The organism is Eisenbergiella tayi (genome assembly GCF_001881565.1).
Taxonomy (GTDB): Bacteria; Bacillota; Clostridia; order Lachnospirales; family Lachnospiraceae; genus Eisenbergiella; species Eisenbergiella tayi.
In genome coordinates, this window is sequence record NZ_MPDJ01000001.1 from 335,687 (window position 1) to 360,082 (window position 24,396).

Consider the following 24,396-nt stretch of genomic DNA (forward strand, 5'->3'; position numbering starts at 1 on the left):
TAATTTTGATAGACAGTAAGGAGGAAGTTTCGTTATGTTTATGGGTAAAGGAAAAATGTTTACAGATAAAATAAAGAAGAATATCCTGGATTCCAGCCTGAACCGGAAAATCATGCTGATTGTATTATGCAACATTTTACTAATCAGCGTTTTCGCCATTCTGGCTTTTATGCTGTACCTGCGTACCAGCAACCGGCTCATCTATAACAGTACGGCGGACAACCTTTCCTATTCCGCTTCCAACATGACAAGCCACATTAATATAATAGAAACGCTCTCCGCTACCCTTATTGCCAATGATACCCTCCAGGAAACCCTGTCTGATCTGAAGGATTCCGGAGAAGCCATGGATTCCGCCAGCTATACGACGATGTGTACCACCATGGAATCCTACCTTCAGCAGTACCGTAAAAATCATATTTCCTATATGATGCTTACCGGAAACGGATTTGCCGCGAAAACCTATATCCCTATTTCCCAGCGTCTGCCGGATGAAGTCATCCGGGATCTGGAAGATATCGCCGGGGGCTACAGCGGCCGTCCTGTCTGGGTTACCAAATATGCACAGTCCCACGGCCTTTTCCTCGTAAGGCAGGTACGGCGGATATCTAACGCCAGACTGGATCCTCTTGCCTATCTGATTATAAATATCGATATGGAAAGGCTTCTGAACGACTGCTGCCATTTTTCCAATCAGTACGGCCAGGCTTCCTATATCCTCGCAAACGGCTCCTCCCTTCTCCAAAGCAGCCTGCCCCTTACCGAAAAAGATTCCGAACGCCTTTTTTTCGGTACCAGGGAGCCCTACATGACAATCAATATAAGCGGCAGCAAATATTTTGTGGTAAAAAACAGGATCACAGAAACCGGCTGGGATTTCTATTGTCTGGTGCCTTACGGACAGATTTACAGCTCCCTTGTGATTATCCACATCATGTTTTTTGTCACACTTTTCTGCAGTGTCCTCGGCAGTATCGTCCTGTCACGGCACCTGATTCACCTGCTGACTGTCCATATCGATAATCTGATGGTGAAAATCAAATCCTTTGCGGATAAAGAGGGAAGCTTCACGCCCTCCTCCTTCCCCTTCCAATATGAAGGACGGAAGGATGAATTCAGCGTGCTGCACCAGCAGTTCGATCAGATGGCAATGCGCATACAGCAGCTCATCCATGTGAATTATAAAAATGAAATCCTCCGCAAGGATGCCCAGCTGAAGGCGCTTACCGCCCAAATCAATCCGCATTTCCTCTACAATACTCTGGAATCCATCAATTGGCGTGCAAAGGCCTCCGGTGAAAAGGATATATCCCGAATGGTTGAATCCTTAGGCTATCTCCTCCGGGCAACCCTGTCCGACCCCAACGAAATGGTATCCCTGAAGCGGGAACTTGATTTCGTAACCTGCTATCTGACCATCCAACAGACACGCTTTGAAGAACAGCTTCAATACACTCTGGAGGCGGATCCGGATCTGCTGGAATTCAGGCTGCCAAAGCTGATTATCCAGCCTTTGGTGGAAAATGCGGTCCGACATGCCATGGAGGAAATGACGGATGTATGCACCATTACTATCCGGGCCTACCGGGACGGAGACAATGCCTATATCGAAGTGGCCAACAACGGATCCGTCTTTCCTGACAACCTGTTGGAAAAACTGGTTGACGGCAGCGTACAGGCCGAAGGCTTCGGCATAGGCCTCATAAATATAGACCAGCGCCTGCGCCTTACATACGGAAAGGAATATGGCCTGTCCCTGTTTAACCGGGACGGCCTTGCAATCGCACAAATTAAAATAAAACCAGGGGAGTGGAATCATGTTACGACTGATAATTGTTGATGATGAAAAAATAATCCGGGAATCCATACGCAGTCTGATTGACTGGGAAAGCCTCGGAATCGAAGTGGTGGGGGTATGTAAAAACGGGCTGGAGGCCTACGATGCCATTCTGGATTCTTATCCCGACATCGTACTTACCGATATCAAAATGCCCGGCCTGTCAGGTCTTGAGCTGATTGAAAAGCTCAATGATACCAGAGAGAATATCCAATTTATCATTCTCTCCGGTTACAGTGAATTCGAATATGCCAAACAGGCCATGCGTTTTGGGATCAGGCACTATCTCCTTAAGCCCTGTAATGAAAATCAGATTATAGAGGCCATAGAGGATGTAAAAAAAGCCTGCTATCTGAAACAGCAGGCTGATCAGGAGCCGGAACAGAATGTACGCTTTGAAAAATCTGTATTCCGCAACATCCTGACCGACGGTCTTACAAATGCCGCCGAACCGGCCCTGCTCTGCGACAATTATCAGTGTTATCTGGATTTTACCCACACGGCCTACGACCTGCACTATGTTTATTTTCTCATGGAAAACAATCTGCAGGAATGCTGCGGACAGCTGCAGGATTTTATGGAAGAAATCCTTCCGGGCACCATGTACCATCTGGTATATGTAAAAAATACCCTGCTCATCATAATCAAGCAGCCCGGGGGAAAGGCCGGAGCCTTTTCAGATTTTCTGGACAGCCTGCATTTTCCCGGACAGGAGGTCTCCCTGTCACTGGAAAAAGAAAGCTTCGACAGCCTTATAAATCTCCTGGAACGCATCCTTCCCAGACTGTCCCGCTTCGACCGCCTGTTGTTCCTTGACGGAGATAACCGCATCCCGGTCTATAATTACAGCGGCTGTCTTACCAGCGTGCGCCTCCTTCTGCAGGATTATTATTCCATGCAGATCAGCTATTCCCAGCTGAAGGAAGAAATCATGAACCTGCTCCATACGGTGGAGGATAAGGACTTTTTAAATCTTCTGATCACAAATATCATCTTCCAGCGCGGACATTTTGATTCGGATGTTTCTGCGGTAGCTGACGCCGAATTTTTCCAGAGTATAGGCGCCGCACGGAGCACGGAGGAAGCCCTGCTTGCCTTTCAGGAAAATTTCGGCCGGCTTCTTCCTCCGAAAAGCCAGTCAGTGACCTACAAGCCCTTTATCGAAAAATTGCTTACATATACCAAAGAGCATCTTTCGGAATCCTCCCTTTCCCTGAAGTGGCTTGCCAACCATTATCTGTTTATGAATGTGGATTATGTGAGCAAGCAGTTCTACAAGCAGACAGGGGAAAAATTCTCGGCCTGGCTGAACCGTCAGCGGATCGAGAAGGCAAAGGAACTGCTGCTTAACTGTGATACGGAAAAGATTTATACTGTGGCGGAGGCCGTGGGATGTGGGAATAATCCGCAGTATTTCAGCCAGCTGTTTAAAAAATATACGGGGATGTCGCCTACGGAATATATCAGGAAGCTGGGGTAACACCGCTTAAAGCTGCTGCCGCCCCAGTTTAAATAACTCTAAAAATATCAGTTTATCAGCCGTTTCGCCCGGCAGAAACCGCCGGGCGAAATAGTACCGTAATTTGAAATTAAATACACATATTTCTTTATCAGAAAATCTTTTTATCTCTGTTACATTCTCTAATCACATCTATTTCCTCTTCATCATAGGGTGTAAAATCCGAATGGAATATGTCATGCATCCACAGTCTTGTATCAATATCCGGAAGATTTTTTATAAATTCCCAGACATAATTAAACTGTGCTTTGCCATTGACAAAACCGAAGAAATAGCTTCCTATCTTTTCCTTTTTCCAAAGAGGAAGGTGTGTCTGAATAATACTGCGATAGGGGCGATGCATCCATTCTGTATTAATCATTGGCCTTCCGTATTCCTTCAGGCATTTAATATACATGCGTGAATGTGCGTAATCTCCGTAAAAATGGAAAGTAATAATATCTGACAGTTCAATAGCTGTCCTCTCCACATCAGCATAAATCCCCGGATTTTTTAACCAGCCATAGGGATGTTCAGCTCCGGCTCCCCATATATCTGCAGTAAGAGGCTGTTTCACATCCTCCTCACGCATCCATTCAAAGACCTTCTTCATCAGGGAAACTGATTTTTCCATACGCTGGGAATTCCCGGCTTCATTCCAGATATTCCAGATCAGAATACGGTTATCCTGCCCATAGGTTTGTGCAAGCTCTTTCACATAAGCGTGTACCGTCGGCTCCATTTCCGGTTCATCTGTAATATCATAACCGATAATGTCTCCATTTTGGGTATCTTCATCAAACGGTGTGACGGACGTTCCGCCGAAATAGCCGGGAACCGGTTCCGGCTGAGACCCCAGAACCGGTTCGGTGTATTTGGACTTTGCTACACAGCAGTCATTGAACAGGACAGGCATCATGGTCATATGATATAAATCCAGAAGAGATAAAAGCTCTTCAAAATTTTTCATAAAGGAGTCATGCTGCACTCTCCACAGATAAAAGGGTACAAAAAACCGGATGCTGTTAAAACCCAGGCTTGCAGCCAGGGCAATTTCCTTTGCGGATTCCCTGTAGGCTCTTTCATGATCATAGTCCTGAAGCAGCCAGATCCCTCCATTCATGGCCCCGCTGGGAATAAAATTAAATCCTGTAATCCAGGGCTGTGCTTTGTACCAACTCCATATTTCTTCTTCCGTCCATTTTTGTTTCATAGAATCCGTTCACCAATCCTTTCCCAATTTTATTAGATTTATAAATTATACTGACAGATGTTTATGATTTTACCGCTCCGGCAGTCATGCCTGCCACTATATATTTCTGTGCACAGAAGTATACTGCTACAGCCGGAATCATAGAAAGAATGGAGGCTGCGAATGCCAGGTTGATGTTGCTGGTATATTCCCCGAAGAAAAAGAACTGCATCAGGGGAAGTGTCTTTACCTCATCCTTCTGTACCATGATTAATGGCAGGAAAAAGTCGTTCCAGGAAGCCAGAAAACACAAAACCACTACAGTCATGGTGATAGGCTTAAGAAGCGGGAAAACAATGCGGACAAATACTTGATAACGGTCACAGCCGTCAATTTTTGCTGCTTCCTCCAACGCGATGGGGACACTCTTGATAAAACCTGCATACAGGAAAATATAGTATCCCATATATACGCCGAGCTCCGTAAAAACAAGTCCCCAAAGGGTGCTGAGTGCATGCAGGGAATACAGTTCTCTGTAGAGAGGAAACATAATGGTCTGAAAAGGGATTAAAATAACCATCTGAAAAAAATAAAAAATAAAGTTATAAAACTTGTTATTCTTTCTTGTAATAATATAGGCGCTCATAGAGCAGATAATTATAATCAGAATTACAACACAGATTGCCACAATGGCGCTGTTTTTTACAGAATTAAAATAATTTTTCAATTCAAATGCATCCACAAAATTCTGAAGGTAAAGGGTAGTGGGAAAAGCAAGCTTGGTCTTTGCAAATTCTGTTTTGGACTTAAACGCATAACAAACTGCCACATAAAAGGGAGCCAGACAGATCAGGGCGAAGAGCCACAAAACGGTAACACGGACAGCAGTCTGTATTTTATATTTTTTAGTATGTCTCATAACTCAATCTCCCTTCTTCTCAGCATTCTGGTAATCACATTAGAAAGGATAATACAGAAAATCAAATAAAGCACTGCCACAGTCTGTCCATATCCCACCTTGTTGAATGGAAACAGATACTGATAAATATAATATGCCATGGATTCACTGGCATGGCTGGGGCCTCCCTGAGTAGCAACATAGGAATAGTCATACATTCTCAGTCCTCCGGCCAGCCACAACGGGATACAATAGGTAAAGGCAGGTGCGATCATGGGAATGGTAATATTTTTGAACTTTGCCCAGAAGCCGGCGCCGTCTATAGTAGCTGCCTCATAATAATCGGAAGATACCCCCTTCAGAGCCGCCAGGTAAATCATCATAGCCAGTCCGGCCTCTTTCCAAATAGCCATGGCACACAAACCAAGCAGTACCGTTTTTTTGGAAATCAAAGGACTTGACCAGCCGAGCATTCCAAAGAAATCGCTGTAAACATACATCCACATGTAGGAAACAAGTACCAGGCTGACAACCAGTGGTATAAACACAATGCTTTTGATGACATTAACACCTTTAAATTCCTTTTCTACCATCATAGCCAGCCCTAATCCCAATGCATTGATCATAACCAGCGTAACCAAAGTAAAAATGGCGGTATTACGGATTGGCAGCAGCAGATCTTTGTCCCGGAAAACAGTAATATAGTTCTTGAGTCCCACATAGTTAATATCCTTTGACATTCCGTTCCAGTCTGTAAAGGTATAGCGGATTCCGGATATCAACGGGATTATTATAATAATGATGAATATAACAAGAGAAGGAAGAAGGAAGCTGAAATCCTTCACCTCGTTCTTGATCCATCTTTTTTTCTTATCGCTCAATTTTGCCATAAATCTATCCCTTTTCACTTATTTAAAAAGGAGCATCGAGCGCAGTCGATGCCCCTAGTTTTATGCCGGGTTCAGGTTACTTTCCTGCTGCTGCGAAACCTTCATCCATTTCGGTGATAAATTCTTCCTTTGTCATCTCGTCATCCATTGCGAAATCACGAAGAGAATTGGTGTATACTGTGCTATACTGACCGGTGAAATTAGAAACGGAAGACCATGCAGTGGTTTTCTTTGTGGCGATCTCATTTGCAATATCCTGGGCCGCCTGAGGCAGAGTATCACATTCCACCCCTTCCAGGGCGCTCAACTGGGATGCGGTACCGCACCAAACAGAGTTAACCTCTGCCCTTGTTGCATACTCAAGAAATGCAAGAGCAGCTTCCTCATTGGGACTTCCCTCGGAAATCATCCAGGAATCATCGATGCTGACAGGAACGTAGCACTCATCTGCATTTTCCTCGGAAGGATAAGTAAATCCGCCGTAATTTCCATCAGGATTATAATCCATGATAGCTCCAAGCCCCCATGTTCCGATGATGATCATACCAGTTTCTCCGTTTGCGAACATCTGCTCCGCTCTGGCTGTATCGATTGTTTTGCAGTCGGAATTCTGGTAGTTGACCATAATCTCTCTCCACTGATCAAGAGCTTCGGAATATCCGGGATAATCGGCAAGGCTTGCGCCATCCATCAATTCCTGGGCATTATTCTGAGCTTGATTCCATTTGGAACCATAGTAAATGGTATACCAATTCGCACCATATGCGATATCATCCTGATAGCCCGCTGCACAGGGTGTGATACCGGCGGCTTTCAGGGCTTCACAGGTTTCTATAAATTCGGAATAGGTAGTCGGAACAGACAGTCCCTGTTCTTCAAAGATATCCTTATTGTAGAATACTACGTTAGCCATCTGATCCAACGCCACGCCATATATACCGCCATTGTAGGTAACGCAGTTAGTGGAGCTCTCAGATAATCTGCTGACAAAATCTTCACCGCTCAGATCCTTAATCAGGCCGTTGTCAATCAGGTCTGTATAGGATTTGGGCTGTCCGAAAATAACATCGGGAGCCTCATCTGTGGAGAATCTCAGTTTGATTACATCGGAGTAGTTATCCATTGCCATAGCTTCTACATTTACTGTTATGTTGGGATATTCCTCTTTGAAGCCCTCTACCATACCATCCAGAGCTGCCAGCTTGGCAGTTTCTGTCAGATAATGAATAATATTCAGTTCGCCGGTGATATCGGCAGACTCTGTGGAAGCCTTCTCTGTTTCAGCAGTTGTCCCTGCAGCGGCGGTTTCGGAAGCAGCCTCCGCTGGCTCTGCGGCAGGTTCTGATACAGCGGTGGTGCTTGTACTTGAACCGCACCCGGCGAGCAGTGACAGCATCATAGCTGTTGACAGCAGCATACAAATAACTTTACGCTTCATAAATAAATCCTCCTGTTTTCTTGATATATTTATTTTAACAGTACACAGGAAAAATAAAAATTTCATAATTCTATCATTTTGCAAGTAAGTTATATATAAAATTTTGCTTTTTCATTGGGAAATTTTATCATCCGCCATATTCTGATAAAAAATAAAGCAAGTCTGTGCGGTAATGCACAGACTTGTATGGCAGCAGTATTCTAATGGTATTCCTTCGGAGAACAGCCGGTGATTTTTTTAAACACCTGATAGAAGTAGGCATAATTGGAAAACCCAACTATTTCAGCAATTTCATAAACCTTTAAATCACCTTTTTGAAGAAGCTTCTGTGCCTTCTGGATTCTGATTTTGTTAAGAATATTCACAAAAGATTCACCCGTTTCCTTTTTCAGAACCCGGCAGAGGTGGCTCTCTGAAATTCCTGCATCCTCTGCCACATCACATAGTGTAATATTTTCCATATAATGCGTATTGATAAAATCCAGAACCTTTCTTCCCTGACAGGACATCTGGCTGTTATCCGGCCGGAGCTGGCCTATGGTCTGAGCTGTGTAAGTTCTGATATAGGTGATGATACTCTGCATACTGTCAATTCTACGCATGTCCTCCAGGATGGTATCCATGGATTTAAGGGGACAGTCCCCGGTATTCCGTTCCTGCATGCTGCATGTAATGGTAAATGCAATCTGCATGAAAATGTTTTTAACATATTTCACATCGTAGCAGGTTTCCTGCACGATCAATTCGATAAATTCCTCCAGCAAGTCCGTAAAATCCCAGGGTTCCGTATAAAGCACACGGAACATATCCTGCATTTTTCTGCTGAGCGTATACTCATTTCGAAAACTTTTACTAGTGATACTTTTATAGTGGATAACTGTTTTATTCTCCAGGAAAAAACGGCTCTCTGCAGAGAATACCGCCTCCTCATAAACCTTGGGAAGGGCATCCAGGCTTCTCTCAGAAAAATCACTGACTCCCACAAACAAATCCGTATCGAGAGTTCTTCCGGTATCCACAATACGGTTGGCAATCTTAAGGGAAGCCAGGTCATAATCCCGCATAATCTGGATTTTTTGAAAAACCAGTAAAATCAGAAAACCTTCTTTTATCCGGGCGTGGACGTATTTAAACTGATATGAAGTTTCCTGGCAGGAGAGGCATTGCCGGATCTGATCTGTCAGCTGTTCAACTCTTTCCTGAGGAAGGAAATCGGTTGTGCTGATTAACATCAGCTCATAACCGGCCGGCCGCCATTCCTGCTGCAGCATGTCTTCCAGTTCAGTCACCGATCGGTTTACCCCGTTAATGCCATCCAGCAGCAAATGTCCGGCCCAGTTTTCATATTCTGAACGGAGTTTGCTGCGCATATCGGCAGTCTGTCTTTCCCGATCCAGTTTTTCTCCGGCACGTAATAAGATTTCCTTCAGGGCTTCATTATCCAAAGGCTTCAGCAGATAATCAAAGGCTCCGATTTGCAGGGCTGTCTGTGCATAGGAAAATTCATCATATGCGGTAAGAAAAATAAAGAGTATCCTTTCCTTACTCTCCAAAAGCTGTTTTGCCACCTCCAGACCGGTCATACCGGGCATGTTAATATCCAGAATGGCGATGTCCGGATGGTACAAAGAAAGCTGACTCAGGGCATCAATACCGTTTTCCGCACATCCTACAAGCTGAAATCCCCACTCTTCCCAGGGAACCGTTGCCTGCAGCGCCTGTATGGTCAAAAGATTATCATCCGCAACTATTATTTTATACATTCTCTTCCTCACTTTTTTCCAACGGCAGTGTAATTCTGACAATCATGCCGTTTCCAGGTGAACTTTCCATCTGCATGCCATATTCAGGCCCATACAGAATATGAAGCCGCTTCTGAATACTGCGGATTCCTATGTGCGCCCGATCATTTCCGGAATCATCCTGCCCATCTTCCGACAGTATACGGTCTATTTCCTCCTGATTAGTTCCTTCTCCATTGTCATATACCTCCAGTATAAGACAGTCTTTTTTCTTTCCGGAGGTGATCACGATAATGCCGTCATCCTTAATAAGATGCAAACCATGAATAATCGAGTTTTCTACCACCGGCTGCAGAAGAAGTTTAGGAACCAGATACTGTTCTGTTCCGGGTTCAATAGAAATATCCCAATCTAAACGGCGGCCCCCGGTCACAAGCTTTTGCAGTTCCAGGTAATAACGTATATACAAAAGCTCCTTCTGCAGAGGAATTTTCTGGGTGTTTCCATTGATGGAGGCACGGAGCAGATAGCCCAGCATATGGATAGTATGTACAATATCCTCCTGACCGGACAATTTTGCCATAGAACTGATGGATTCCAGTGTGTTGTAGAGAAAATGAGGATTCATCTGAGCAAGAAGAGCATTGTATTCCGCCCGTTCACGAAGTGTACTGTCCTGTGCCATCTTCTCCACACTCTGGGTCAGTTCCCCATACATGGTATTAAACTGTTGACACAAATACGCGGTTTCGTCCCGTGTACGGGGAATGATTTGTTCTACGGGCTTTCCCGCATTAATATCCCTGAAGCTTTTATCAAGTGCCAGAATATTTCCCAGCATACCCCGAAACAGATAGGCAATCATCGCAATCACGCCAATCAGCACCACCAGCTCCACAATCAGAAGAATACTGGCCAGAGATTTGGTACGGGCCAGGATAGTACTTTTGTTTACCAGAGCCTCCAGAGTCCACCCCCGCTTACCCACCGACGTGGAGGATATCAGATACTGATCCCTCACAGAGTTGTCTTTACACTGCATGGCGTATCTCAGGTCTTCGCTGCAATACAGCAAATAGCCTTTTTCATCATAAATGATACTGGAAAAGTCATGTTCTCCAAGAAGTGTATGAAAATAATCCTTGTCAAATGTCAGGCAGACAATTCCTTTATAATCCGTAGTTTCAGAATTAATATAATGTTTAATCAGGTAGATTTCATCGGGGTTATCAGGAAAGCTTCTCCACAAAGTGCTGCCCTGACGTGGAAACATGGTCTTATGATTATCCCGGATTTCCTGATAGACGGATTTTTCCTTAAAATCATCCAGCAATAATTCTTCTTTGGTATCATAATAGTAGCTGCAGGTATACTGATCCAGAATATAAATACTCTTCACATTGGTACCGCGCATTTTCATCAGTGTGACCAACCTTTTTAAGCTTCTCATAACGTCTGCCACATAAAGATTGCTCAGATCATCCTGATAAGAAAAAACTGTGCAGTATTCAAGTTCGGTCACCAGTTTCTCTTCAATCGTTGAAATAAGATTATCTATATTATCCGAAAGAATCTGATTTCCGTCTTCCATATAAAAAAATTCTTTTTCTGTGATATCCTTTTGATATATCCAATAGACAACCAGATCGGAGAAGACAATCGTGATGATGGTAGAGAGAATACAGCATAAGATCATTTTTTCCCGAATTCCCAGAAAGGGTTTCCTGCGCAGTAATTTCATATATTTATACCTCTGTTACGGTCTGCTCCTGATCTTAAAAAGAAGCGGAAAAACATTTTACCTTGCTCCTATGATACCTTAAATCGAACTGCAAAACAACCGCTAAGACGGTTGTTTCACGTATCATTTATTCAAATCCCTTTAGAATTGACACACTAAAATAATATCTTTCTTAACTTTCTGACTTAAATAATTCACTTAGATTCACATAAAAAAAGAGCCGAATACGTAAAATATCCGGTTCTTTTTTATGATGTTCAGTATGCAAAAAATATTCTGCCTATATTAAGATTATCTGATTTTAATGGAAATTGCATGCACCTTATTATATTTCATAACCTGTCTGTCACAAAATCTCCTTCAATATAACATTCACCATAGCCGGATCAGCCTTTCCCTTCATGGCTTTCATGGTCTGACCCACCAAAAATCCGATGGCCTTTTCCTTACCGCTATGATAGTCTTCCACGGACTGGGGATTATCCTCCACAATCTTTTCAATTGTGCTGCGCAATAGGCCTTCGTCATTCACGGTTTTCAGGCCTTTTTCCTCCGCGTATGCTTCCGGATCCACATCCCTGTCATACATGACCTCAAAGATATCCTTGGCAATTTTTCCATTGATTTCCTTCCGGTCCGCCATGGCGATTAACGATGCCAGATGCCCTGGTGAAAAACGGATATCCTCCGGTTCCTCCCCTTTCTCCTTCAGAAGGCGCAGGGTTTCTCCCATAATCCAGTTGCTCACCTTTTTGGGCTGTCCGCAGATCGCGGCGGCCTCTTCAAACAGGTCGGCCAGGGGTTTGGATCCGGTAATGATTTCGATATCATAATCGGGGATCTGGTATTCCCTTTTATACCGCTCCATTTTTTCCGTCCGGAACTCCGGCTGTTTTTCCCGGATTCGTTCCAGCCATTCATCACTGATAAATACCGGAGTCAGATCCGGATCCGGAAAATAACGGTAATCCTGGGCATCCTCTTTGGAGCGCATGGCGTAGGAATATTCCTTATTATCATCCCAGCGCCTGGTTTCCTGCGTTACGGATTTTCCTTCCTCCAGGAGCTCTATCTGCCGCTCCCTTTCTCCTTCTATCGCACGGGCGATCGCTTTAAAGGAGTTCAGGTTTTTCATCTCCGTCCTGGTTCCAAATGCAGAAGCTCCCACCTCTCTCACAGACAGGTTGACATCCGCGCGCATGCTCCCTTCCTGCAGCTTGCAGTCGGAAGCACCCAGATACTGGATGATCAGCCGGAACTTCTCCAGATAGGCGATGACCTCATCCGCACTGCGCATATCCGGTTCGGAAACAATTTCGATCAGAGGGACGCCGGAACGGTTGTAATCCACAAGGGAAATGTCTTCCCATTCATCATGTATCAGCTTTCCTGCATCCTCTTCCATATGGATCTCATGGATTCCCACACTTTTGGTTCCGGAGGCCGTTTCGATCTCCACATGGCCGTCCCTGCATATGGGCAGATAGAGCTGGGAAATCTGATAGTTCTGCGGGTTATCCGGGTAAAAATAGTTTTTTCTGTCGAACTTGCAGTATCTGGTGATCGTACAGCCCGTTGCCAGGCCCACGCCGATGGCGTATTCCACAACCTGCTTGTTCAGGACGGGCAGGGAGCCGGGCATCCCTGTGCATACCGGGCAGGTATGGGTGTTGGGAGCGCCTCCGAAGGCGGTGGAACAGCCGCAGAAGATTTTTGTTTTGGTAGCCAGCTCCACATGAACCTCCAGGCCGATTACTGTTTCATATTGTTTTGCCATTTTCTCATGCCTCCTTTCCGTCCGTACCTGCATTTACAGTGCCATCTGCCGTTTTGGCATTTCTTCCTTCCCATGCCGGGCTGAGGGGGAACTTCCCTCTCGCCTGTTCATAGGTATAGGCCGCACGGATCAGTTTTTTCTCCTGAAAACAGTCGCCGATCAACTGCAGTCCAATGGGCAGCCCGTCGCTGCTCACTCCGCAGGGAAGGCTGACAGCAGGAAGGCCGGCAAGGTTCACGGAGATGGTATAGATGTCTCCCAGATACATCCGCAAGGGGTCTGTGAGGCTTTTGCCGAGCTGCGGAGCCGTAGTGGGCGCTACCGGCCCAAGCAGGCAGTCAAAACGTCCGAATGCCTCATCAAAAGCTTTTTTAATCAGCGCCTTCACTTTAAGCGCCTTCAGATAGTACGCATCATAATAGCCGGAGCTCAGGACGAAAGATCCCAGCATAATACGGCGTTTCACTTCCGGGCCAAAGCCTTCGGAACGTGTCTTTTTGTACATGGAATGAAGGCCATCATAATCTTTGGCTCGATACCCGTATTTGATGCCGTCAAACCGTTCCAGATTGGAGCTGGCTTCCGCGGAAGCAATAGTATAATAGGCGGGTATGGCATATTCCACAAGACTTAAATCAAATTCCTCCAGCACCGCCCCTTTTTTCTCAAGCTCTCCGGCTGCCCTCAGCACGGCTTCCTTCACTTCCCCGTCCAGACCTTCTCCCAGATAGTCTCTGGGGATTCCAATCCGCATGCCGCTCACATCAGCGGTAAGCGCCGACGTGAAATCCGTCTCACGTTCCATGGAGGTGGAATCTTTTGTGTCGTGGGAACTTATGGCTTCAAGTACGGCTGCGCAGTCTGAAACATCCCTGCACAGCGGCCCTATCTGATCCAGGGAAGAGCCATAGGCAATGAGTCCATAGCGTGACACCGTTCCGTAGGTAGGCTTCATCCCGACCACGCCGCAGAAGCCCGCCGGCTGGCGGATAGAGCCGCCTGTATCGCTGCCCAGGGCAAAGTAACATTCCCCTGCCGCTACGGCTGCTGCCGAACCTCCTGAGGAGCCTCCCGGCACATGCTCCGGGTTCCAGGGGTTCCTGGTAACTCCATAGGCGGAGGTTTCCGTCGTGGAACCCATGGCAAATTCATCCATATTTGTCTTTCCCAGAATAATGGCTCCTGCCTTTTCCAGATTCACCACGGCTTCTGCACTGAAGGTGGGAACGAAACCGGAAAGGATGCGGGATGCACAGGTGGTTTCCACATCCTCCGTACAGATATTATCCTTCACGGCTACCGGCACTCCCGCCAGGGGGCCTGTCAATTCACCGGAATCAATGGCCGCCTGCACCTCCCCGGCCCTTTTCAGGGCCCGTTCCTTATCCAGGCTGATATAGCAGTGATAGTTCTTTTCCTGTTTCTCAATTTGTGCGAAAACTGCCTGAACAGCGTCCTGACAGGTACATTCCTTTTTCTTTATTTTATCGGCCAGCTCCAGGGCCGTACATTCCAACAGGCTCATGTCTCCCTCTCTTTCCGCCTCTATTATGGAGGCCTTCCTTTTTCAAAGCACCGCCCGTTCCTCCGGGCTATTCCACCGTACGCGGTACTTTGAACATCCCTTCTTTTTCTCCCGGTGCATTTTTCAGTATTTTATCCCTGTTATCCGTGTTTGTGACTTCATCCTCCCGGAATACGTTGGTCACCGGAAAGAGATGGCTCATGGGCTCCACACCTTCCGTATCCAGTTCGTTCAGTTTATCTATATAATCCAGCATCCGGCCCATATCTGCCTTGGCCTGCTCCTTCTCTTCGCCGGATAATTCCAGTTTGGCAAGGATACCTACATACTCGATTGTTTCATCATCAATGATATTTGCCATGGTTAGCTCCTTTCTATTGTTCGGCAGTTATTAAGGTTCGAGTCGACCCATAGTCCCACGTGACTTGAGCCGCTATCCCGGTTACGTCTGCCCTTAAGGTTCCAGTCGGCTCAAGTCACGGGGAAACAGTGTTGTTTCACGGACATTATCTTCTCCGATAAGCTTCATGGTAAGGCGTTCCAGTCCGATGCCGAGGCCTCCGTGGGGAGGCATGCCGTGTTTGAAAGCCATCAGGTAGTGCTCCATTCCTTCCTCAGTCATGCCGCGCTTATATATTTTATCGATAAGCATGCCGTAGTCATGGATACGCTGTCCGCCTGTCGTGATTTCCATTCCCTTAAAAAGGCAGTCAAAGCTCAATGTATAGGTAGGATCCGCAGGATCATCCATAGCATAGAAAGGACGCTTTTTACTGGGATAATGTGTGACAAATACGAAATCGCTTCCGAATTCTTCCCTGAAATACTTACCGATGAGCACCTCTTCCTCCGGTTCCAGATCATAGGGGTTTTTAATGGGCCGGTCATACTTTTCGCTCACCAGCCGCTTCGCCTCGTCGAATCTTACACAGGGGATTTTATCCACCCTGGGGAGCTCCGTTCCCAGAAGCTTCAGCTCCCTCTGGTATTCCTTTTCCAGAAGCTTCATGATGTTCTGAAGGGCGCCGGTTTCCATCGCCATAATATCCTCAAACCCATCGATATAACCCATTTCAAAATCAAGGGAAGTATACTCGTTCAGATGGCGTTTGGTGTTGTGCTTTTCCGCACGGAACACAGGCGCTGTTTCAAATACCCGGTCAAATACCCCTACCATCATCTGTTTATAAAACTGTGGGCTTTGTGCCAGAACTGCAGGACGGTGAAAATAATCCAGCTTGAAAATATTGGCTCCGCCCTCGGCTCCCTTGGAACCGATTTTAGGAGTATGGATTTCCGTAAAGCCCTGGGCTGTCAGGAAATCACGGAAGCCCCTTACAATTCCTTCCTGGATGCGGAACTTGGCGCGTTCTCTGATATTTCGCAGGGATATCGGCCTTAAATCCAGGTTTGTTTCCAGAGAAACGTTCATTTTCCATTTGGAAACCGGGATGGGCATTGCCTCTGTGGGTTCCGAAAGAATCCTGACCGACTTCATCCTGACCTCTATTCCGGACGGCGCTTTTTCGGAAAGCGCCAGGGTCCCGGACACCTCTATGGTATCAGCCTCCTTCAAATCCTTCAGGGAAAAGTCCGCCGCACCCGGCTCATATACGCACTGCAGCAGCCCTTCCCTCTTCCTGAGAATGACAAAAGCAATCGGCCCCATATCCCGTATGGTATGGATCGCCCCATTTACCTTTACCTCGCTCCCCTCCAGGCCGGGCCTGACAAGGTCTGAAATTTCCATTGTTTCTTTTTGCAGTACTCCCGTTAAAAACTCCATAATTCTGGTCTCCTTTTTTGTGGCTGGTTTGCAGTTTCCGGCTGCGGGGCGGACATAAAAAAGTCCCGGAATGCAGTAAACTGCATTCCGGGACGGATTCCATTCAAATCCGCGGTACCACCCGCATTGACAAGACGGCACTTCCAACAAAATGCTTCATCGCCTCATCCACTCTTACACTTAACGCGCGTCACACGGATTACCCTACGTCTCCGAAAAGATTTCAGATAACCAGCTCCCGGGTGTTCCCTTCGTCAGCTTTCACAAGCAGCGCTTTCAGTCGGTGGCGCTGCATTCCTGTCGCTTCCCCTGACAAGAGTCCCGTTCTTTGCTTTTCTATAAATTGTTTCACATAATAACACAAATATAATTATTTGGCAAGGGGTTTTTTTACCAGCTAAAAGCCGGGCGGGCCTGAAAAACCCTTAAATCCCCTTAATCCTCTCCACAGCCTCCACCGTATTCTCATAACTCCCGAAAGCCGTCAGCCTGAAATAATGCTCTCCGCTGGGTCCAAATCCCGATCCCGGCGTCCCCACCACGTTAGCCTTTTCAAGCAGATAATCAAAAAACTCCCAGTTCGTCATCTTATCCGGCGTTTTCATCCACACATAAGGCGAATTCACCCCGCCGTAAACCTCATACCCGGCACCTTTCAGTCCCTCAAGAATATAGTGGGCATTCTTCATATACCGCCCCACCATCTCTCGGATCTGCTGCTTTCCCTCTTTCGAATAAACAGCCTCCCCGGCTCTCTGCACAATATAAGGCGCCCCGTTATACTTCGTCCCATGCCTTCTGGCCCACAGCCCGTTCAAAGCCACATCCCCGGCCTTCAGATCACACGGCACAACCGTATAAGCGAGCCTCAGCCCCGTAAAACCTGCATTCTTTGAAAACGAACGCAGCTCAATAGCACAGGTTCTTGCCCCGTCACACTCATAAATACTATGAGGCACATCCTCCTGTGCAATATAGGCCTCATAAGCCGCATCAAAAATAATCACAGCCCCGACCTTATTGGCATAGTCCACCCATACCTGGAGCTGATCCTTAGTAATGGTACAGCCCGTAGGGTTATTCGGAAAGCACAGATAAATCATATCCGGCGTCTTTTTCGGCAGTTCAGGCACAAACCCGTTTTCCGCCGTACAGGGCATATAAATTACCTCACTCCATGTTTCCGACGCCGCATCATAGCTTCCGGTCCTTCCCGCCATCACATTGGAATCCACATAAACAGGATACACCGGATCACAGACCGCAATCTTATTATCCAGCCCAAAAATTTCCTGGATATTGGCAGAATCCGATTTGGCCCCATCGGAAACAAAAATTTCATCCGCCCTGATATCACAGCCTCTGGCGCGGAAATCATTTTCCACAATGGCATTCCTTAAAAACTCATACCCCAGATCCGGCGCATACCCATGGAATGTGGAAGCGTCGGCCATCTCATCCACCGCTTTATGAAGGGCCTCAACAACAGCAGCCGGAAGCGGCTGGGTTACATCCCCGATCCCCAGACGGATAATCTTTTTATCCGGATTGGCAGCGGCATAGGCATTCACCTTTTTGCCTATTGTGGAAAAAAGATAGCTGCCCGGCAATTTCAGATAATTTTCATTTACCTTAAACATAGTTTCCTCCGTTTATCTCTTACTTATTCCTGCACACAATTTTTTCAGACAGCAGAAAAATCCACGCTTCCTTCAAAAACCGTTACTGCAGGTCCTGTCATGTACACCAGATTGGTACGTTCCTCCCACTCAATATCCAGCTGTCCGCCAAGTACCTTAACCGTAACTTTCCTTCCGGTCAGGCCATTCAGGACACAGGCTACAGCCACGGCACAGCAGCCCGTCCCGCAGGCCAGAGTTTCACCCGTTCCCCGTTCCCAGACACGCATTTCCACAGTATTTTTATCCAGCACCTTTACAAACTCCGTATTGACTCTGCGGGGAAAGCGGGGATGATTTTCAAAAAAAGGCCCTATCTTTTCTATGGCAAGACCTGCCACATCCTCCATATACACAACCGCATGAGGATTCCCCATGGAAACACAGGTCATCTCATATGTTTTTCCTTCCACCACGACAGGCTCCGAAACCGCCTGCTCCTTATCACATACAACCGGAACCTCCTCAGCTTTCAGTATGGGCTCTCCCATATTCACACGGACATTCTTCACCGTCCCGCCCTCTGTCAGCAGCTGTAAATACTTCACCTTTCCAAAGCTTTCCACCCGGATATCTTTTTTTTCCGTCAGCCCCTTGTCATATACAAATTTCCCCACACAGCGGATACCATTCCCGCACATTTCCGCACGGGTGCCGTCCGCATTATACATCTCCATTTCAAAATCAGCCGTCTGCGACGGATTGACAAAAATCACGCCGTCTCCTCCGATTCCGAAATGCCTGTCACTCATTTTTCTTACAAAATCAGGCTTCTGCTGCTGCGGAATAATCTCCGTAAATCCCGTAAATCCATTGATATAAACATAATCATTCCCGCAGCCCTGCATCTTCGTAAAATTTATCTGCATCCGCTTATCCCTTTCTAATACTGCATCGTAGTCAGCACCATCTTAGCCGTCTCCACCATGCTGGTACTGCTGTCCATACTGCATTTCTGTATATATCTGTGCGCTTCCTCTTCCGACATATGGTTCCGCTCCATCAACAGGCATTTCGCCTCTTTGATCAGGGCCAGCTCCTCCGGTTTCCGCTCCCTGGGAATGAGCCGCTGGCGTCTGCGCCGCCTTTCCACGGACTGACACATCATGTCCACGGTACTCACCAGTTCATGTACCTTCAAGGGCATGGAAAGACATACAATGTCCCGCCCGGCACCCTTCAGATTCACCTCTCCGAGGTAAGCATTGGAAGCCATGAGCAGCATCTGCATCCCCTCGGGAAGACAATCCAAAAGTTCGGAATAAAGCATATCTATCAGCTTATAGCCGCAGATGACGATACCATTGGTATAATCCTCCGCCAACCCAATTGCCTGTGCTCCGGTGGTACAGGCCGCCATAGCAGAAAAACCATTGCGCACAAGAACATTCTTGATGCTTTTGGCATCCTCTATTTTGGGAAAGACCACAATGATATTTGTCACATGCGCACCTCCTTCTATGCGTAACAACTGTTACGGATACACTGTCCGGATCTCAGGCTGTAAAATTATGCATAAGAATGCCCGACAGCTGCAAGAAAAAGATACGCTTAATACCGGTACAAATATTCATCGATTTCCCAATCCGTTATCTGGGCGCAATACTTGTTCCATTCTTCCTTTTTTGCCTCTATATATTTGTTTGCCACATGATTGCCCAGGCTGTTTTGGATAAATTCATCCTTTTCCAGTTCCTCAATGGCTTCAAAAAGGGTACCCGGAAGCCTCTCGATGCCTGCCAGGCTCTTTTCCTCATCGGACATGGAAAAAATATTGCAGTTGACACTTTCAGGGGGCTCTATCTTTTCACGGATCCCTTCCAGGCCCGCACGCAGGCAGACTGCCAGCGCCAGATAAGGATTGGCCGCCGGATCCGGGCTTCTTAACTCAATCCGTGTCTCATCCCCTCTTGACGCAGGTATCCGTATCAGCGGACTCCTGTTCGTCGTGCTCCAGGCGATATAAACCGGCGCTTCATATCCGGGAACCAGCCTTTTATAGGAATTAACCAGAGGATTGGTAATCGCGGTAATCGCCTTAATATGCTTCATAATACCGCCGATAAAATAATAAGCCTCCCTGCTCAGTCCGTCCTTCCCTTCCGGATCCTGGAATATATTCCTTCCGTCCCTGGATAAAGACATATTAATATGCATGCCGGAGCCGTTCACCCCTGCCTTGGGTTTCGGCATAAAAGTGGCATGAAGGCCGTGGCGCTTGGCAATTGTTTTCACGGTAAGCTTGAAGGTCATTATATTGTCAGCTGTGGCAAGAGCCTCATCGTATTCAAAGTCAATTTCATGCTGGGCAGGCGCCGCCTCATGATGTGACGACTCCACAACAAAGCCCATATCCTCCAGGGTCAGCACCATATCCCTTCTGGCATTCTCCCCCAGATCCACCGGTCCCAAATCAAAATACCCGGCCTGTTCATGGCTGATCGTTGTCGGCATGGCATTCTCATCCATATGAAACAGGAAAAATTCACATTCCGGCCCCACCTTAAAAGTATACCCCATTTCTTCCGCTTCCTTCAGCGCACGCCTGAGAATATATCTGGAGTCACCCTCAAAAGGCTCTCCTCCCGGACGATATACGTCACAAATCAGCCGTGCCACCTTTCCCTGCTGCGGTCTCCAGGGAAATATTTCCAGGGTGCTTAAATCCGGATAAAGAAAAAGATCGGATTCTTCAATCTTAACAAAGCCTTCAATTGCCGAACCGTCAAACATACATTTGTTATCAAGCGCTTTCAGCAGCTGGCTGGAGGTAATTGCCATATTTTTCAGGCAGCCGAACATATCTGTGAACTGGAGTCGGATAAATTCCACATCTTCCTCTTCCACCAGGTTCATGATGTCCTCTTTGGTATAATTCTTTTTGGATGATTGCATACACTTCATTCCTTTCTTACCGAAATAATCCCTTGGTTAATCAATTCCCTCTGCCATCCGTTTCCACTCCGGAGGCATCATCAGGAGAGGCTTCTTCCTCAGACCAAGCAGTCCGTCCTGCCGTTCAATAAGAAAAAAGGGTGCTCTTACCCCACCGGTAAGAACACCCTTGCCCTACTTTCATATACTACCAGCAGCTGTCAGGGTCTGTCAATCCTTTTTTTGTGCATGCGCATAAAAATTCCGGGTGGCAAGCTCGATAAACTCTTTATCATCCGCTTTTTCCGGCGGGATATACGGCTTGCCCGGCTCCCGCTTCCGAAGCTGGAAACGATCCATGGCAAGCTTAATCTGCGCCGCTCCTGCATTCATCTGCTGGGTGGATGCCGCCGTATGTTCACTGGTAGCCGCATTTTCCGTCACCGCGCTTGATATCCTTCCGATTTCCTCGTTAATCCGGCGCATCAGCTCCTGCTGTCTGGCTGAGGCATCATCTATGGAACCAATCCTCTCTTCGATCTGCTTAATCCTGTCCACAATAGACTGAAATGTTTCTGATGCCTGCTGAGAGATATTTCCTCCCTTTGCTGCCTTGGTAATGGTATTTTCTATCAGAGCACGGCTCTGCTCCGCCGCCTCCTGGCTTTTTAATGCCAGATTTCTCACCTCATCCGCAACCACGGCGAAGCCCTTTCCGGCACTGCCGGCCCGCGCGGCCTCCACTGCCGCATTCAGAGCCAGGATATTCGTCTGGAATGCGATATCATTAATGGATTTCATGACCACGGAAATATTTTCAGACGCCCTTTCAATTCCCTGCACTGCTTCCAGAAGCTCCTCCATTTTGTCCTGGCCTTCAAGGATTTCGTGATTCATTCCTTTAATAAGGGACATCACCCCGCTGGCATTTTCCGCATTGCCCGCGGCCAGTGTATCGGCGTTTTGTACGGTATCCGACAGCTGCTCCACCGCACCGGCCTGTGAGGTAGAGCTTTCGGCCAGCATCTGCGCAGAATCCGCGATCTGGTTGGCATTATCGGCCACCGTATCTGCGATTTCCAGAAGCCGGGCAAACATAAAGTCATTATTCTGCACCATATGATATAAGCCGGAACCCAGGCTGTCCCCTTCGGAACGGATATCCACATAGGCGGTCAGATCACCCTCCGCCACTTTCTGAATCACCCTCACATGCTCCCTGATATTATCCGCCATTTCCCGGAAGCTGCTGATCATCCTGTTAATCTCAGACGCATTGCCCCGTTCCTGTAAATCTTCCGCATCAAAACGCAGGTTATCCACTCCTGCGGAAAGCTGTTCAGACCAGTTGGCTACCGCCAATATCGGCTTTGAAATACGGGTAGCCATACGTCTGCCCAAAATGACAGAAGCCAGGGAAGCGCCCATGCCTATGGCAAGGAGGATCAGAACCGAAACCAGAACGCCCTGTCTGGTCTCTTTGATTATCTGCTCCGCTTTCTCCTGATAAATATCGCTGATTTTATTCAGCCCCTTACCTATATTAACCACCTTCGGCTTAAATACGCCGGCATATTGTTCATAAGCCTCATCCCTGTTGGTTTTTGCCAGTTCCACCAGCTTCGCCGCCTCGGAATGAATCTCGTCATGAGGCTTGTTTATTTCCTCAATCACTGCTGCAAGCTCCGGATAGTCCTCCAGATCCGCAGCCGAATTATCTATCCATTTTCCCAGAGCACAGGTATCCGGATTCAGGCTTCCTTCAAATTCACTGCCCGTCGTAATCGAATCACTCAGCTGCTCCAGCCACTGATAATGCGCTGCTATCACCTTTTGCGCTTCATACTGCTGATTCTGGAAAGCAGAAGCCTTTCCATAGTTCGCGGCAATCAGTTCAAAAAACAGACAGGAGAGCGCCACAAGAACAACCATCATCCCTGTCAGAAGAAGATATCCTTTTAAAATCTGACTCCGAATCGTCTTTTCCTTTTTGTTATGTCTCATCTTCAGCCTCCATTCGCGGCCGTTCTTTTTCTTATCTCCTTCCTGTATGTTCAAACTACCGGTCGTCTGATCCAGAAAGATGAAATAAACGATTAGTAATACTTAATCAGTATCGGCCTGTTGTAGTATCGGCCGGATAGAGGCAATATTTAAGGAAAAATTTACTAAAAAATATTTTTTCTGACTGAATTTGACAATATGACCGCCAAAATCTCTTTATCCGCATTTTAAACATATCTTCAGTATTGACTATGGGGCCGCTCCATAGCTTAGTATATATAGGAAAAAAGGAAAAACAAAAGAAAGGACAAAAAGAAATGGAGCTCCATGTGGAACCAATAAATGATAAAAACCGGGAAAGCGCGGTTCAGCTGAAGACCGGCCCCGGCCAGGAGCATTTTGTGGAAGATGTAAAGCAATGCCTTTCCGAAGCCGACAGCAATCCCTGCTGGCGTCCGGTGGGTATTTATGACGGCAGCACACTTGTAGGCTTTGCCATGTATGGCTATTTCCGGGAATACCGTCCGGAGGGAAGAGTATGGCTGGATCGCTTGCTGATTGACCGGCATTTCCAGGGAAACGGATATGGGACAGAAGCGCTCCGTATGCTGCTTGGCAGGCTTTCCGGGGAATATGGCTGCCGCCGGATTTATCTGAGTATTATAGAAGAAAACGAAACAGCCGCAAAGCTGTATGAAAAATTCGGATTCCGTTTTAACGGGGAGCGGGATATCAACGATGAAAAGGTAATGGTTTTAGAACTTCCCGCGTGAATAACTTTATCTTCATCTTGACGGAAGTTTGAGTAATAATTACGGACCGGGAGGAGTAAACTGTATAAATAACATGAATCGGGGATATTGATATGAGTTCCAAGACCAAAATAGTCGTACTGCATTTAAAAGAATTAATATATACCGGCATCTTTGTGGTGTTGGGAATACTATTCCTGCTTCTTCTCATTATCATGTTCCTGCCCGGGAAAAAGACAACACCGGAAGAATCCGGCGCCGATGAAGGCCGCTATACCCCTGGGAAATACACAACTTCTCTGATTCTGGGGAATTCCGCAGTTGATGTGGAGGTCGTTGTGGACGATAATAATATCAATTCCATACGGCTTGTGAACCTGGACGAAGCGGTAACTACCATGTACCCTCTGATGGAGCCGGCCCTGAACGACCTGGCCTCCCAAATCTGTACCAAGCAGTCTCTTGAGGACATTACTTATTCGGACGACAATAAGTATACCTCCCAGGTCCTGCTGGACGCCATTACCTCCGCCCTTGGAAAAGCGGAAAAGAATCCGGGCAGCAGCACGAAGGAGAAAAGCCAAAAATCAAATACGACTCTTGAAACCATAGAAGAAAGCACTGCTGCTCCTCCTGCGGAAAACGCGGCAGAAAATACCACGGTAAACAGTACGGAAGGAAGCGGAGAAAATACGGCGGAAAATACAAATATGGAAACACCGGCTGACACACCGGAAGAAACAGCAGCGGCGGCTGAATAGCC

19 protein-coding genes are annotated in these 24,396 nt (G+C 46.8%); 4 read left to right on the plus strand and 15 right to left on the minus strand.

What is annotated here, in order from left to right; translation table 11 throughout:
* The first annotated feature begins 34 nt into the window (after positions 1-34).
* Together BLA28_RS01385 and BLA28_RS01390 are read left to right on the plus strand one after the other, a co-directional pair.
* The gene (locus BLA28_RS01385) at positions 35-1,840 is read left to right on the plus strand and encodes a sensor histidine kinase (protein ID WP_081365574.1); all 1,806 of its coding nucleotides are present in this window, start codon (positions 35-37) and stop codon (positions 1,838-1,840) included.
* Entirely contained in the window at positions 1,818-3,317 is a 1,500-nt protein-coding gene (locus BLA28_RS01390; protein WP_069155743.1) for a response regulator, read from the plus strand. Before BLA28_RS01385 ends, BLA28_RS01390 begins: the two co-directional genes overlap by 23 nt.
* Before the next feature lie 130 nt (positions 3,318-3,447).
* Here BLA28_RS01390 and BLA28_RS01395 read toward each other — a convergent pair whose 3' ends face one another.
* The 15 genes from BLA28_RS01395 to BLA28_RS01465 all read right to left on the minus strand — a co-directional run bounded on the left by BLA28_RS01395 (position 3,448) and on the right by BLA28_RS01465 (position 22,881).
* Positions 3,448-4,548, minus strand: a complete 1,101-nt coding sequence (locus BLA28_RS01395) for a hypothetical protein (RefSeq protein WP_069155744.1) — start codon at positions 4,546-4,548, stop codon at positions 3,448-3,450.
* A 61-nt stretch (positions 4,549-4,609) separates the two neighbouring features.
* Positions 4,610-5,446 (minus strand): carbohydrate ABC transporter permease, encoded by an 837-nt coding sequence (locus tag BLA28_RS01400; protein WP_069155745.1) that lies wholly within the window; start codon positions 5,444-5,446, stop codon positions 4,610-4,612.
* Positions 5,443-6,315 (minus strand): carbohydrate ABC transporter permease, encoded by an 873-nt coding sequence (locus BLA28_RS01405; protein WP_009254469.1) that lies wholly within the window; start codon positions 6,313-6,315, stop codon positions 5,443-5,445. The genes BLA28_RS01400 and BLA28_RS01405 overlap by 4 nt, the downstream gene beginning before the upstream one ends.
* A gap of 76 nt (positions 6,316-6,391) precedes the next feature.
* On the minus strand, positions 6,392-7,753 hold the full coding sequence (locus tag BLA28_RS01410) for an ABC transporter substrate-binding protein (RefSeq protein WP_069152101.1): 1,362 nt from the start codon (positions 7,751-7,753) through the stop codon (positions 6,392-6,394).
* A 200-nt stretch (positions 7,754-7,953) separates the two neighbouring features.
* On the minus strand, positions 7,954-9,516 hold the full coding sequence (locus BLA28_RS01415) for a response regulator transcription factor (RefSeq protein WP_069155746.1): 1,563 nt from the start codon (positions 9,514-9,516) through the stop codon (positions 7,954-7,956).
* Positions 9,509-11,236 carry a sensor histidine kinase gene (locus BLA28_RS01420; RefSeq protein ID WP_069152099.1) on the minus strand — a complete coding sequence of 576 codons (1,728 nt, stop codon included), beginning with the start codon at positions 11,234-11,236 and terminating at the stop codon, positions 9,509-9,511. The genes BLA28_RS01415 and BLA28_RS01420 overlap by 8 nt, the downstream gene beginning before the upstream one ends.
* A gap of 346 nt (positions 11,237-11,582) precedes the next feature.
* Positions 11,583-13,013, minus strand: coding sequence for an Asp-tRNA(Asn)/Glu-tRNA(Gln) amidotransferase subunit GatB (gatB, locus tag BLA28_RS01425; protein WP_069156561.1), 1,431 nt, complete (start codon positions 13,011-13,013; stop codon positions 11,583-11,585).
* Positions 13,014-13,017: 4 nt separating this feature from the next.
* On the minus strand, positions 13,018-14,538 hold the full coding sequence (gene gatA / locus BLA28_RS01430) for an Asp-tRNA(Asn)/Glu-tRNA(Gln) amidotransferase subunit GatA (protein ID WP_069155747.1): 1,521 nt from the start codon (positions 14,536-14,538) through the stop codon (positions 13,018-13,020).
* A gap of 67 nt (positions 14,539-14,605) precedes the next feature.
* Positions 14,606-14,899 carry an Asp-tRNA(Asn)/Glu-tRNA(Gln) amidotransferase subunit GatC gene (gene gatC / locus BLA28_RS01435; RefSeq protein ID WP_009254475.1) on the minus strand — a complete coding sequence of 98 codons (294 nt, stop codon included), beginning with the start codon at positions 14,897-14,899 and terminating at the stop codon, positions 14,606-14,608.
* Positions 14,900-14,992: 93 nt separating this feature from the next.
* Positions 14,993-16,324: an aspartate--tRNA(Asn) ligase gene (gene aspS / locus BLA28_RS01440; RefSeq protein ID WP_069156562.1), complete on the minus strand. Its 1,332-nt coding sequence runs from the start codon at positions 16,322-16,324 to the stop codon at positions 14,993-14,995.
* A 425-nt stretch (positions 16,325-16,749) separates the two neighbouring features.
* On the minus strand, positions 16,750-17,964 hold the full coding sequence (locus BLA28_RS01445; protein ID WP_069155748.1) for an LL-diaminopimelate aminotransferase: 1,215 nt from the start codon (positions 17,962-17,964) through the stop codon (positions 16,750-16,752).
* A gap of 44 nt (positions 17,965-18,008) precedes the next feature.
* Positions 18,009-18,866 (minus strand): diaminopimelate epimerase, encoded by an 858-nt coding sequence (gene dapF, locus BLA28_RS01450; RefSeq protein ID WP_334293114.1) that lies wholly within the window; start codon positions 18,864-18,866, stop codon positions 18,009-18,011.
* 20 nt (positions 18,867-18,886) lie between these two features.
* On the minus strand, positions 18,887-19,447 hold the full coding sequence (locus BLA28_RS01455; protein ID WP_069155750.1) for an ANTAR domain-containing response regulator: 561 nt from the start codon (positions 19,445-19,447) through the stop codon (positions 18,887-18,889).
* A 107-nt stretch (positions 19,448-19,554) separates the two neighbouring features.
* Positions 19,555-20,898: a type I glutamate--ammonia ligase gene (gene glnA, locus BLA28_RS01460; protein ID WP_069155751.1), complete on the minus strand. Its 1,344-nt coding sequence runs from the start codon at positions 20,896-20,898 to the stop codon at positions 19,555-19,557.
* A 210-nt stretch (positions 20,899-21,108) separates the two neighbouring features.
* Positions 21,109-22,881, minus strand: coding sequence for a methyl-accepting chemotaxis protein (locus BLA28_RS01465; RefSeq protein WP_141702851.1), 1,773 nt, complete (start codon positions 22,879-22,881; stop codon positions 21,109-21,111).
* Positions 22,882-23,198: 317 nt separating this feature from the next.
* Between BLA28_RS01465 and BLA28_RS01470 the strand changes: the two genes are divergently transcribed.
* A complete protein-coding gene (locus tag BLA28_RS01470; protein WP_069155753.1) occupies positions 23,199-23,654 on the plus strand; it encodes a GNAT family N-acetyltransferase in 456 nt (151 codons plus the stop codon).
* A gap of 92 nt (positions 23,655-23,746) precedes the next feature.
* Positions 23,747-24,394, plus strand: a complete 648-nt coding sequence (locus BLA28_RS01475) for a hypothetical protein (RefSeq protein WP_009254483.1) — start codon at positions 23,747-23,749, stop codon at positions 24,392-24,394.
* Positions 24,395-24,396: the final 2 nt, after the last annotated feature.